This is a genomic window from Pseudomonas sp. GW456-L13 (genome assembly GCF_017350115.1).
In the GTDB taxonomy this organism is placed as follows: domain Bacteria; phylum Pseudomonadota; class Gammaproteobacteria; order Pseudomonadales; family Pseudomonadaceae; genus Aquipseudomonas; species Aquipseudomonas jessenii.
Window position 1 is genome coordinate 503,685 of the sequence record NZ_JACNAS010000001.1, and the last position, 13,143, is coordinate 516,827.

Genomic DNA, 13,143 nt, shown 5'->3' on the forward strand with positions numbered 1-13,143 from the left:
GGGCATAAAAAAGCCGCAACCCAAGGTTGCGGCTTTTTTGTTTCAGCTGTCGATCAGTGGGCGAACAACGAATTGCCCTTCTGCCCCGCCAGTTTCTCCGGCTTGATCAGGAACCGCGCCAGTGCCGGCAACAGCCACAGCGCACCGAACATGTTCCACAGCAACATGAAGGTCAGCATCAGGCCCATGTCGGCCTGGAACTTGATGGCCGAGAAGATCCAGGTGCACACGCCGATGGCCAGGCACAGACCGGTGAACAGCACCGCCTTACCGGTGGACTTCAGTGTCTGGTAGTACGCCTCTTGCAGCGGCAGGCCGGCACGCAGGAAGCTTTCCAGGCGGCTGTAGATGTAGATGCCGTAGTCCACGCCAATCCCCACCCCGAGCGCCACGACCGGCAGGGTCGCCACTTTCACGCCGATACCCATGAAGGCCATCAGGGCATTGCCGAGTACCGAGGTCAGCACCAGCGGCAACACGATGCACAAGGTCGCCGCCCACGAACGGAAGGTGATCATGCACATGACCGCGACGCAGATGTACACCAGGACCAGGATGGTCAGTTCGGACTTCTTGATCACCTCGTTGGTGGCCGCCTCGATCCCGGCGTTACCGGCAGCGAGGATGAACTCCAGGCCTTCCTTGTTGTTTTCCTTGGCGAACTCCTGCACCGCATGTACCGCGCGATCCAGGGTCTCGGCCTTGTGATCGTTGAGGAACACCAGCACCGGCGCCACGGAACAGCTGTTGTTGTACAGGCCGTCAGCGCGGGCAATGGAGTTGTTCAACACATCAGGGTTACGCGACAGGGTTTCCCATTTCAGGTTGCCCTCGTTCATGCCCTTGATCATTTGCTTGGACACGGTCACCAGGGAAATCGCCGACTGCACGCCCTCGGTGTTCTGCATCTTCCACATCAGCTCGTCGATCGGCGCCATGGCTTCGTAGCGCGAACAGCCTTCGGACTTGGTCTTGACCATCACCACCAACACGTCGGAGCTGGTGGAGTAGTTGTTGATGATGAAGTTGTTGTCCTTGTTGTAGCGCGAGTCCGGACGCAGCTCCGGGGCACCCTGGTCGAGGTCGCCGATTTTCAGGTTCTGGCTGTACCACAGGCCGCCACCAAAGGCGACCAGTGCCAGCAGAATGGAAACCGGGGCCACTTTCGCGCTGGCAAAGTTCGACAACAGGCGCCAGAACGGATGCTCGCGAGTCGCGTCCTTTTTGCTGCGGTCGACGGCACGCTTGCTGATGCCGACATAGGAAATCGCCACTGGCAACAGGATCAGGTTGGTGAACACGATCACCGCCACACCGATGGATGCGCCGATGGCCAGCTCACGGATCACACCGATATCGATGATCAGCAGCGTGATGAAACCCACGGCATCGGCGAGGATCGCGATCATCCCCGGCAGGAACAATTGACGGAAGGTGCGACGCGCCGCCGTCAGGGCGTTGTCCGCCTCACTCGATTGCAGGGCGATCCCGTTGATCTTCTGCACGCCGTGGGAAATACCGATGGCGAAGATCAGGAACGGTACCAACATCGAATAGGGGTCGAGCCCGAAGCCGAAGAAGTGCATCAAGCCCAGTTGCCAGACCACTGCCACCAGCGTCGTGCTCAACACGGCGACCGTACTGCGCAGGCAGTTGGTGAACCACAGCAAGAGGATCAGGGTGATGACGAAGGCAACGCCGAAGAACATCACCACCATCACCAGGCCATCGATGAGGTCACCGACTTTCTTGGCGAAACCGACGATGTGGATCTTCACGTTCGGGTTCTGTGCTTCGAACTTGGTGCGGATCTTGTCCTCAAGCTCGTGGGAGAACTGGCGATAGTCCAGCGCCAGCAGCTTGCCCTGGTCCTGCGGGTCCGGGTAGGACTCCAGCAACGGAATGTCGACGATGCTCGATTTGAAATCGTTGGACACCAACCGCCCGACCTGACCCGACTTGAGCACGTTGTTGCGCAACAGATCGAGGCTGGCCTGGGAGCCGTTGTAGCTTTGCGGAATCACTTCACCGCCGGCGAAGCCCTCTTCAGTCACTTCGGTCCAGCGAACGCTGGGGCTCCACAGCGACTTGAGGCCGGAACGGTCGACGCCGGAGATGTAGAACACCTCGTCGTTGATCTGACGCAGGGTCTCCATGTACTCCTTGGAGAAGATGTCGCCATCGGTGGCTTCCACCGAGATCCGCACGGTGTTGCCCAGGTTCGCCAGATCGTTGCGGTGCTCCATCATCTTCTGGATGAAGGGGTGCTCCAGCGGGATCATTTTTTCGAAGCTGGTGGACGGACGGATCAGCGTCGCCTGCCAGAACAGAAAAATACTGACCAGCAGGCAGATCGTGATCACTGCCGGGCGGTTGTTGAAGATCAGGCGCTCGAGGAACGTCGCCTTGTCCTGGTGATGAGTACTCAAGGAAGTCATAGCTCCGCCTTCTTATTATTAACCCGGCTCATTTGCCCGACTCGGTGCCGCTTGGCGAAGTGACGCGAACGCCGCCCTGCCCGGCCAGAACCAGATTGCCATTGCCTGCCGCAGTCACTGCCGAGACGGAAATACGGTCCGGGCGGTTGACCACCTTGAAGGTTTCGCCATTGTCACTGCTGCGAATGACCGAACCGCCGTTGCCGACGATCACGATGGAACCATCGTCGAGCAGCGTACCGCCGGACAGCCCGAACTCCAGGTCGCCACGTTCAGCCTTGAGCTCGACCTGGTCCCAGGTGGTGCCGAAATCCGTGGAACGGTAAAGATTGCCGCGCAGGCCGTAGGCCAGCAACGTATTGGACTGCGCCGTACCGATCACGCCGAACAGCGAGCCTTCGTACGGGCCTTCGAGTTTCTCCCAGGTCTGGCCCCAGTCCGCGGAGCGGAACATGCTGCCCTGCTCACCGACGATGAACAGCCCGGCGTCCTTGACCGCGGCGATCGCGTTCAGGTGGTACTGGTCTTCGTTGTCCAGGCGGTCGCTGGCGTCTTCCCAATGCTTGCCACCGTCGGTGGTTTCCATCAGCGAGCCGTAGGCGCCCACGGCAAAGCCGCTGTCGACGTCCTTGAACCAGACATCGAGCAGCGGCGATTCGCGTTTCAGATCTTCGAATTGCTTGGTCCAGGTCGCGCCGCCGTCCTCGCTGGCGAGGATCTGCGCGTCATGGCCGACGGCCCAGCCGTGCATGTCATCGACGAAGAACACCGACGTCAGCAGGGCCCGGGTCGGGACCTTGGCCTGGGTCCAGGTAGCGCCCTGGTCATCGGAATACAGGATGTGCCCACGATCCCCGACCGCCACCAGGCGCTTGCCGGCGTGGACGACATCGAGCATCAGGCTTTTGGCAGCCTTGGCCGATTCAATGGAATAGACAACATCGGATGCTGGCGCCGCCGCGGCCAGCGCAGGCGCCGACAGCATGGCAGAGCCCAACAGCGAGAGCGCTGTGGCCAGCAACGCGAATTTGCGTAATGCCGGCGGGCGGCAGATACCCACACCCATGACAGGCTCACTCATAGACCTTCTCCCATTATTATTGTTAGGTCGTTCAACCTTACTGGGCGCCGCAAGGGTGCGTGTCCGGACCGGCTGTTTCAGAGCATAGTCCTGAAACCCGCAATCCAGAGCCCCTTCGGAAGCTGGCCTATCCTATCGGTGTTTTTTAATGTCTGACAATCGACGCCACGTTATGTTTTGTTAACCAAGGGGGATGGGCGCTTGTTCTGAATGGTTGGGTATCAGGTAGGGTGATTGCGGTTTCGGTGGTGGGGGTAGCGACCGGTGTTCGGTGTACATATCCGTTGCAGCGGTAACGGCTGCTTTTCCAATCGGCGTACATATCCATTTCTGCGGTAACGGCTGCTGGCGGTTTCGCTCTTACAGCGAGTCCCTTTTTCAAACGCCAAAAAGGAACCAAAAGGCTTCGCCCCGGCGTACGGCACCTCGCCAAGGCTCGGTGTTCCCTCGCTACGGTGTCCATCAGGGGGCATCGCCTACGGTCTGCTTCGCGACGACCTCCTCTCGATGTGTTCGACTTCGTCGAACGGCGCTACGCGCCTAACCCCCTGATGAACACCTACGCTCGGCCTGCCGAAGGGGCGAAAGATCAAAAGCCAGATCAAGATCAAAAGCCAAAGCCAAAGCCAAAGCCAAAGCCAAAGCCAAAGCCAAAGCCAAAGCCAAAGCCAAAGCCAAAGCCAAAGCCAAAGCCAAAGCCAAAGCCAAAGCCAAAGCCGTAGATGGGGGTTCTGAAAATGTTGTGCAACCAGATAGGATTCAAGCGACTGGCAGGCCGCCATCGCGAGCAAGCTCGCTCCCACAGAAGAGCAAAAAGCAGAGCATCCCGCACCACCGCGTCGCTTCTCACCACTCATCAGGCCGAGCGTTAGCTCGCCTGCAGCTCTTGATCTTGATCCACCCGCCCCCTCGGCAGGCTGAGTGGAGGTGTTCATCCGGGGATTGGCGCGCAGCGCCGTTCGACGCAGTCGAACACATCGCATGTAGGTGCCAGCGAAGCCAACCGGAGGGCGATGCCCCCGGATGAATGCCGGAGCGAAGGAACCCCGAGCCTCAGCGAGGGGCCGTACGTAAGGGGCGAGACCTTTTGGTTCCTTTTGGGGCGTTTGCCAAAAGGGACTCGCCGTAAGGGCGAAACCGCCAGCCGCCGTTACCGCAGCAACGGATATGTACTCAATCAACCAAGAACCTGGTCGGCCCAAAGGCCGCCAAGTTCAAAAGCCAAGATCAAGCCAAACTCTTGCTGACCACTTCAAACACATCACTGGACAACTGCCCCGAAGCCCGAATCCGCTCCAGCTCCGCCTTCATCAAAGCCTGACGAGCACTGTCGTACTTGCGCCAGCGAGTCAAAGGCGCCAACTGCCGAGAAGCAATCTGCGGATTGAAGCCATTCAACTCGATCACCAAATCCGCCAGGAAGCGATACCCGGAACCGTCAGCGGCATGGAAGTTGATCAGGTTCTGCCCGGCAAACGCACCGACCAGTGCCCGCACCTTGTTCGGATTCTTGATGTTGAACGCAGGATGCTGCATCAACTGACGAACCCGCTCCAGACCACCAGGCAACACGCTGCCGGCCTGGACGCTGAACCACTGATCCATGACCAACGGGTTGTCCTTGAAGTGTTCGGCGAAGCTGGCCAGCGCCTTGGCCTTCTCGGCTTCGAACGGTGAATTGACCAACACGGCAAGTGCGGTCAGGCGCTCGGTCATGTTGTCGCACGAATCGAACTGCTCCAGAGTCGCAGCCACAACTTCCGGCTTGCCGCTGAGCATCAGGTACGACAGCGCAATGTTCTGCAACGCGCGGCGAGCGAAGTGCTCGGCTTCGGCCACGTACGGCGTCTGCTTCGACAACTCGCGATTGGCCTGATAACGCAGCCACAAACCTTCGAACAACGCGTCAGCCAGTTGCTTACGGGCAAATTCACGCGCCGTGTGAATCGCTTCGACATCCGCCACTTCGCTGATCTCGGTCAGGTACGCCTCGCTTGGCAGAGAGAGCATTTCCGCGACCATCGCCTGATCCAGCGACTCATCCGAAAGCACCGTGCGCAACGCCGTCACCAGACGCTGATCGAGTACCAGCGCTTCGCCCTTCTGCTGCTGGGCGATCAGCTCTTGCAGCACCTGCACCGACAGTTGCTGGCCGGCATCCCAGCGGTTGAAGCCGTCGCTGTCATGCTGCATCAGGAACATCAGCTGATCACGGTTGTACGGGAAGCTCAATTTCACCGGCGCCGAGAAGCCGCGCAGCAACGACGGCAACGGTTGTTCGGCGATGTCGACGAAGGTGAAAGTCTGCTCGGCTTCGGTCACCGAAATGACCCGCGAGGTGCCTTGCGCGGTGGCTTCACCGGACAGACGCAGGGCAATCGCTGCCCCTTTGGAATCCAGCAGCCCCAGTTCGACCGGGATCACGAACGGCAGTTTTTGCACCTTGTCCGGGGTTTCCGGGCAGCTCTGACGGAAGGTCAGGCTGTAGGTTTTCGCCGCCGCGTCATAAGACTCGCTCACCGCCAGGCGCGGTGTACCGGCCTGGCTGTACCAGCGCTTGAACTGGGTCAGGTCAACGCCATTGGCATCTTCCATGGCCTTGATGAAGTCATCGCAGGTCACGGCCTGGCCGTCGTGGCGTTCGAAGTACAGGTCGCTGCCTTTGCGGAAGCCTTCGGCGCCGAGCAAGGTGTGGATCATGCCGACCACTTCCGAGCCCTTTTCGTACACGGTCAGGGTGTAGAAGTTGGAAATCTCGATGAAGCTGTCCGGGCGCACGGCGTGGGCCATGGGGCCGGCGTCTTCGGCGAACTGGTGGGTGCGCAGGTACGCCACATCCTGGATGCGCTTGACCGTGGCCGAGTTCATGTCCGAGGAGAAACCGGCATCGCGGAACACGGTGAAGCCTTCCTTGAGCGACAGCTGGAACCAGTCGCGGCAGGTCACGCGGTTACCCGACCAGTTGTGGAAGTACTCGTGGGCGACGATCGCCTCGACCCGCTGGTGCGCGGCATCGGTGGCGGTTTCGGCCTTGGCCAGCACGGCGCTGGAGTTGAAAATGTTGAGGCCCTTGTTTTCCATGGCGCCCATGTTGAAGTCATTCACGGCGACGATCATGAAGATGTCCAGGTCGTACTCGCGACCGTAGACCTCTTCGTCCCAGCGCATGGATTTCTTCAGGCTGTTCATCGCGTGCTGGCACTTGTCGATGTTTTCCGGCTCGACGTAAATGCGCAGCGCCACGTTGCGCTCGCTCATGGTGGTGAAGCTGTCTTCGACGCACCACAGGTCGCCGGCCACCAGCGCAAACAGGTACGCCGGTTTCTTGAACGGGTCTTCCCAGGTCGCCCAGTGCCGGCCCTCTTCACCGGGACCGGAAGCGATCGGGTTGCCGTTGGACAGCAGCACCGGATAACTGTGTTGTTCGGCGACGACCGTGGTGGTGAAGGTGCTCATCACGTCCGGGCGGTCGAGGTAATAGGTGATCTTGCGAAAACCTTCGGCCTCGCACTGGGTGCAGAACATCGTGCCGGACTTGTACAAGCCTTCCAGCGCGGTATTGGTTTCCGGGTGGATCCGGACGCTGGTATCGACGGTGAAGGTGGTGCTGGTCGGGTGCAGGGTCAGGTGATTCTCGGTCAGCTGATACTGCGCCTCGGAAAGCTCCTGGTCGGCAAGAGTGACCGACAGCAGTTCCAGCTGCTGGCCGTCCAGCACCAGCGGCGGCAGGCCCGGGCCACGCTCGGGGTTGCGGCGCATCACCAGTTGCGCATGGACCAGGCTGTGGTCCTCGTACAACTCGAAGGTCAGGTGCGTTTCGTCGATCAGGTACTCGGGCGCCTGATAGTCCTTGAGGTAGATCATCTTCGGTTGTTCGGTGCGCATGCTGGAGTCCTTACTGATGCACGGCGAGCTGGTAAGCCGTGTATTTACGAATGTTGATCACGCCGGTGTCGAAGATCAGGTATTGACCCTTGATCCCCATCAGCGTGCCTTCGGCAATCGGGTTCTTGTCCAGGTTGAAGCTGACGATCTTCGCCGGGTACTGCTCGACCGGGTAGCGGATTTCCAGCGGTTCGACGTCGGTCACCGGCTGGATCGCCTGCAAGCCAAATCGCTGCTGCAACCCGAGCAAACCTTCGGCACAGCTGTCGAACAGTTGATCGCGGACCTCGGCCAGGTTCACCGCCACCGCATCGCCCTTGAGCAAAGCGCGCCAGTTGGTCTTGTCGGCCACCTGGCTGCGCAACAGATCCTCGACGAAACCGGACTGCTGGCGAGTCGATACGCGCATGATCGGCAAGGCCTGGCTCGCACCCTGGTCGAGCCAGCGGGTCGGCAACTGGGTGGCGCGGGTAATCCCGACTTTGACCCCCGACGAATTGGCCAGGTACACCACGTGATCGGTCATACAGAACTTCTGGCCCCACTCAGGCTCCCGGCAGGTGCCAGCCTCGAAGTGGCAGCGTTCCGGGCTCATGATGCACACGTCGCACTGGGCCAGTTTGGTCATGCACGGGTAGCAGTAACCCTGGCTGAAACTGGTCTTGGTCTTGCGTCCGCAATGGGTGCAGTGGATCGCGCCCAGGTATTCCAGGCGCACCGTGGTACCGATCAACGGATTGACCGGGACCTCGGTTTCGCCCAGACGAAATGCGTATTGCACGTTCGGCCCGTCCAGGCGCGCCGACATTTTGCTGATTGCACCGCGGCCAATCTCGATCAATGGATGGCATCCGACTTGAACAGAATATTCGGCACTTGAATCGACTTGGAGCTGCATTCCTGCGGGCCCATGTAGCCGGTGCGCTGGTCCTCTGGCAGGTTCTGGATTTCCCAGGCGATCATCGCCTGCAGCGACAGCTCGCGTTGTTCGGCGGTGAGCTTGCCACCGTCGGACCATTTGCCGATTTCCACGGCCAGTTTCAGGCTCTCGTAGATATCGGGGGTGATGTTCTTGATCATTTCGTTAAAAGAGGACATTGGGTCTCCGTCTCTTTATTGCATGTTCTGAATTAGGCGGCCAGTTTACGGCGGTTATACAAACCGCCCAACAAACCGGTGAAGCATCCGATGAGTAACCCGCTGACGTGGGCCGCGTTGGCGATCTCGCCGAAGCCGATCATCGAGACCAGCCCGGACAGGCACAGCAGCAACCACACCAGCATCATCACCAGCACGCCTCGCGGCAGGCGATAGGCCGGGTTCGGCGCCAGCACCTGGAAGATCCAGCAATGCCCGAGCAGGCCGTACAGTACGCCGGACAAACCGCCGAACAAGGTCGGGCCGCTGAAGAAATACTGGGCAAAGTTCGACACCAGGCTGAACAGCAAGGTCAGGCCGATCAGGTTGATACTGCCCTGACGCGACTCGATGCGCCGCCCCAGCTCCCAGTACCACATGCCGTTCATCGCCAGGTGCAGGATGCCGAAGTGGATCAGCATCGGCGTGACCAGGCGCCACCACTGCCCCGCCGCCAGGCTGTCGGCCAGTGGCGTGAAGTGGATGTATTCGCCGACCACGCGGAACTCGAGGAAGGTCAGCCAGCGCATCGTTTCAAGATTGTCGCCCAGCATGGTCACCGCGCCGACAACCAGGCTCAGCAGCAGCACCAGCGCGGTGGCCCTGGCGTATTTCAACTGCTCGACGAACCCCGGGCGCTTGACGGTCTGCGCCACCGGAATGTCCAGTTGCTGATCGGGGTCACCCGCCGGAAAACGCTCGTACAGCGCACGCACGTCTTCACTGATGTTGTCCGGCACCCACAGCACCTGCTCGCCAGCTTCCTCGCTGACCCGATGGGGCACTTGCATGCGCTTGAGCAGGGTGACGAACCCGCTCAAGTCCACCGCCAGGGGCAGACGCAATACCGCTACAGCACTCATTGCAGCACCTCCGGCCGCTCGACATCGACCCAGACGAATTTTTGCGGATCCAGGCGGGTTTCCTGATCCAGTCGGTAGGCAACCAGTTTGCCGTACAGCACCGCGCTGTAATCCAGACAGGCCAGGTTCGGCCGGATCGGTGCCGGCTTGCCGCTGCGCCAGTAATGGCCGACGAACAACAACGGCTCATCGATGCCATAGCGCAGCAAACTGTTCTTTTCGGTGGACGACAGCGGCGTCCGGGCCACGGGTTCCGGCAGTGCATCCGGTTGGAACACGATGTCGCCGTAGGTTTTCGGATCGTCTTCCCAGAACTTGGTGCGGAAGAACGAACGCACCAGACCGTCGCCGCTGGTCATGGTCAGGCCATGGGGCAAACGCATGTCCGTGCCGCGCAGCAGCCGGTCGAATACGGTGCAGGCAAAAGAGCCCGACTCCGCCGACGCCTGGAGAAAATGCTCGTCGACGCAGCCGTTGGGGAACAACGCCCGCAGCGGCTCGATCAGCCCGGCGTCCCAGCAGGCGTGGACCACGCGAAAACGCCCGGCATCAACGAACAATGGCAACTGGTAGAACCATTGCTGGAAGTCGTGCCAGTCACCCGGATGGTGTTCGAACTGGGTCAGGGTTTCGTGCAGCAGGCGGGCATGGCGCGGCGTGTGCTCACGCACGAACTGCTTGCCGCTGCCGGGCAGTGCCGGCGTGCTCCAGCCCAGCGCATTGAACTCGTGGTTGCCCATGATGCACAGCGCCTGACCGGCCTCGACCATGTCGTGGACGATATGCAGTGCCTCGCGAATCCGCGGGCCGCGGTCGATGATATCGCCGACGAACACCGCCATGCGCGAGGCATGTCGCCAGACGCCACCCTGCTTGTGATAACCGAGTCGGTCGAGCAAGTGCTCCAGGGTCAGAGCGCAACCGTGCACGTCACCGATCAGGTCGTAGCTACGCGCGGGATCGAGCATCAGTCGCCTCCACCCCCCAACTTGCTGCCCCAGCCAAGCTTGGTCCGGCAGACTTCATAGTAATTGTGGTCCAGCGGATGGATCAGCCGCAGTTTCTGGGCTTTCTTGCTGACGGTAATGGTGTCGCCCGGCGCGCAGGTGAAGTGGTTCTGCCCGTCGCACGAGACTTGCGGGTAAATCTGCATATCCTTGGACACGACGATTTTCAGCTCACTGTTGCCATCGACCACAATCGGTCTACCCGACAAGGTATGGGGGTACATCGGCACAATCACAATGGCGTCGAGCTTGGGATGCATGATCGGCCCGCCGGCGGACAACGCATAGGCGGTGGAACCGGTCGGCGTCGCGACGATCAGGCCGTCGGCCTTCTGGCTGCAGACGAACTGGCCGTCGATGTACAGCTCGAACTCGATCATTCGCGTGGATTTGCCGGGGTGCAGCACGACGTCGTTCAGTGCATCGCCCTGGCCGATGGCCTCGCCGTGGCGGCGGACTTCGGCCTGCAACAAAAAGCGGTTTTCCACCAGATAGTGGCCATCCAGCACTTCGGCGACCTTGGTTTCCAGCTCATCGGGACGGATATCGGTGAGGAAACCCAGGCTGCCCCGGTTGATGCCGAGCACCGGAATATTGTGTTTGGCCAACGCCCGGGCGGCACCGAGCAGGCTGCCGTCACCACCGACCACTATGACCATGTCGCAGACTTCGCCGAGCATCTTGCGCGACGAGGTTTGCAAGCCGTGCCCTGGCAGCACTTCGGCGATGGTGTCTTCGAGGATCACGTGCAGGTGACGATCGAGCAGAAACCGTTTCAGTCGGCGGACGGTATCCAGCACCTGGGAACTGCCCAGGCGACCGATGATGCCGATATTGCGAAATTGCTCCATGGGGCTCCTGCGGGGATCTGCGTGGCGGCGAAAACCACGATTATGGGCGAAAGCCGCCCGTAGACAAAATCCTTTCAGTTTCAGGGGTGTGCCCGGGTTTCGGGCTATGCTCGCAAGATGATGCTATTTCCGGATTTGCTCCACCTGCCCCATCAGTTACGCCATCCCGAAGTGCGTGACCTGGCGTGGGTCATCCTCGCGCCGCCCATGCTGGACAATACCCCGTGGCCGCAGCGTCACCCGCTGGCCGGCAGCGACTGGGTGCAGGCACCGGATCGGCTGGAGCATTGGCTGCGGCAACTGGATCGGGACAGTTATGGCCTGCTGCACTGGCTGGCACAGGCCCGGACCCGGCGCCTGGGCTTGTACTACGAACGCCTCTGGCAATTCGCCGTGCAGCATGCACCGGGCATTGAACTGATTGCCGCCAACATGCCGATTCGCCGCGAAGGGCACACCCTCGGTGAACTGGACATGCTGCTGCGCGACCGCGACGGCGTGCATCACCTGGAACTGGCGATCAAGCTCTACCTTGGCCCGCAATCCGGCGACGGACACGACACTGCCAAGTGGCTGGGCCCGGGCTGCCACGACCGGCTCGACCGCAAACTGGCGCACCTGAGCCAGCATCAATTGCCGATTTCCACACGCCCCGAGAGCCGTGAAGTGCTCGCGGCGCTGGATATCCAGGCGTTCAGCGCACATTTATGGCTGGGGGGTTACTTGCTGTACCCGTGGCCCGGACAAGCCGCCCCGCCATTGGGTGCCCATCCGCAGCATTTGCGGGGTCGCTGGTTGCATCAAAAGGATTGGCCGGCGTTGTTGGCCCAAAGCCCACCCGGTCGCTGGCAACCCCTGCCCCGTCACGCCTGGCTGGCGCCGGCGCATTATTCGGCGGAGCACACCTGGAACCCCGGACAGATGCAGGCGTGGCTGGATGACCTGGACCCGCTGGCGCCAGCACAACTGCTGGTGCGCCTGGCGGAAAATGTCAGCGGCGACTGGGAAGAGGCCGAGCGATTGTTTCTGGTGGCGGATCTTTGGCCGAATGTGCCGGGCAATGCCTGAGTTTTGCGTTGTCTGAGCCGGCCCCATCGCGAGCAAGCTCGCTCCCACATTGGAACTCAGCCGTATACACGCCTTGTATCCACTGAAGATCCCTGTGGGAGCGAGCTTGCTCGCGATAGGGTCAACCCGGTCCAAAGAGACAACCGTATCCCCGATTGTCCAACGCTTCGCAGGACAAAGCGCCGGCCAATGACCATCAGTCTTTCTTGTGCTGCTCGACCCATTGCCCATAGGCATTGATGAAGCTTTGCAGGAACGGCTTTACCGACTCGGACAACTTGCCCGATTCGTCGAACGCCGAACCGGCGTTCCCCAGATAGGCCTCCGGTTGCTGCATCATCGGCACATTGAGAAACACCATGGATTGACGCAGGTTGTGATTGGCACCAAACCCGCCGACGGCCCCCGGCGACGCACTGATAACGGCTCCCGGCTTACCGCTCCAGGCGCTTTTGCCATATGGACGCGAGCCCACGTCAATCGCGTTTTTCAACGGTGCCGGCACCGACCGGTTGTATTCCGGGGTCACGAACAACACCGCGTCGGATGAGCTCACCTGTTGTCGGAAAGTGCTGTAGGCTGCCGGCGGTGAAGCGCCATCGATATCTTCGTTATAGAGCGGCAGATCGCCAATTTCGACAATGTTGAGCTTGAGATTGGCCGGCGCCAGTTCTATCAGGGCCCGTGCGACCTTGCGGTTGATCGATTCCTTTCTCAAGCTGCCGACCACGACGGCGATCGTATAGACGTTGCTCATAAGATTTCTCGACTGTCCGATAGGAAGAGCTTGTAGTTATAGATGACGATTCAAAC

11 protein-coding genes are annotated in these 13,143 nt (G+C 60.5%); 1 reads left to right on the top strand and 10 read right to left on the bottom strand.

From position 1 onward, the window contains the following. Positions 1–53: 53 nt before the first annotated feature. The 9 genes from J4D25_RS02165 to J4D25_RS02205 form a co-directional block, all read right to left on the bottom strand. Positions 54–2,438: an RND family transporter gene (locus tag J4D25_RS02165; RefSeq protein WP_057715020.1), complete on the bottom strand. Its 2,385-nt coding sequence runs from the start codon at positions 2,436–2,438 to the stop codon at positions 54–56. A 28-nt stretch (positions 2,439–2,466) separates the two neighbouring features. After that, on the bottom strand, positions 2,467–3,519 hold the full coding sequence (locus tag J4D25_RS02170) for a YCF48-related protein (RefSeq protein ID WP_057715021.1): 1,053 nt from the start codon (positions 3,517–3,519) through the stop codon (positions 2,467–2,469). A gap of 607 nt (positions 3,520–4,126) precedes the next feature. Further along, positions 4,127–4,282, bottom strand: coding sequence for a hypothetical protein (locus J4D25_RS02175; RefSeq protein WP_207253304.1), 156 nt, complete (start codon positions 4,280–4,282; stop codon positions 4,127–4,129). A 464-nt stretch (positions 4,283–4,746) separates the two neighbouring features. After that, the gene (pepN, locus tag J4D25_RS02180; protein WP_057715022.1) at positions 4,747–7,404 is read right to left on the bottom strand and encodes an aminopeptidase N; all 2,658 of its coding nucleotides are present in this window, start codon (positions 7,402–7,404) and stop codon (positions 4,747–4,749) included. A gap of 10 nt (positions 7,405–7,414) precedes the next feature. Continuing rightward, positions 7,415–8,245, bottom strand: coding sequence for a DUF2797 domain-containing protein (locus J4D25_RS02185; protein WP_057715023.1), 831 nt, complete (start codon positions 8,243–8,245; stop codon positions 7,415–7,417). Then, entirely contained in the window at positions 8,242–8,502 is a 261-nt protein-coding gene (locus J4D25_RS02190; RefSeq protein ID WP_053158810.1) for a YeaC family protein, read from the bottom strand. Before J4D25_RS02190 ends, J4D25_RS02185 begins: the two co-directional genes overlap by 4 nt. A 32-nt stretch (positions 8,503–8,534) precedes the next feature. Continuing rightward, positions 8,535–9,404 (bottom strand): rhomboid family intramembrane serine protease, encoded by an 870-nt coding sequence (locus tag J4D25_RS02195; protein WP_057715024.1) that lies wholly within the window; start codon positions 9,402–9,404, stop codon positions 8,535–8,537. Further along, positions 9,401–10,375 (bottom strand): metallophosphoesterase, encoded by a 975-nt coding sequence (locus J4D25_RS02200; RefSeq protein ID WP_371319467.1) that lies wholly within the window; start codon positions 10,373–10,375, stop codon positions 9,401–9,403. Before J4D25_RS02200 ends, J4D25_RS02195 begins: the two co-directional genes overlap by 4 nt. Next, the gene (locus J4D25_RS02205) at positions 10,372–11,262 is read right to left on the bottom strand and encodes an NAD(+) kinase (RefSeq protein WP_008016128.1); all 891 of its coding nucleotides are present in this window, start codon (positions 11,260–11,262) and stop codon (positions 10,372–10,374) included. Before J4D25_RS02205 ends, J4D25_RS02200 begins: the two co-directional genes overlap by 4 nt. Positions 11,263–11,379: 117 nt before the next feature. Here J4D25_RS02205 and J4D25_RS02210 point away from each other — a divergent pair, with 117 nt between their 5' ends. Then, positions 11,380–12,330 (top strand): DUF1853 family protein, encoded by a 951-nt coding sequence (locus J4D25_RS02210; protein WP_057715026.1) that lies wholly within the window; start codon positions 11,380–11,382, stop codon positions 12,328–12,330. A 196-nt stretch (positions 12,331–12,526) separates the two neighbouring features. Here J4D25_RS02210 and J4D25_RS02215 read toward each other — a convergent pair whose 3' ends face one another. Next, a complete protein-coding gene (locus tag J4D25_RS02215) occupies positions 12,527–13,087 on the bottom strand; it encodes an NADPH-dependent FMN reductase (RefSeq protein WP_057715027.1) in 561 nt (186 codons plus the stop codon). Between the last annotated feature and the right edge of the window lie 56 nt (positions 13,088–13,143).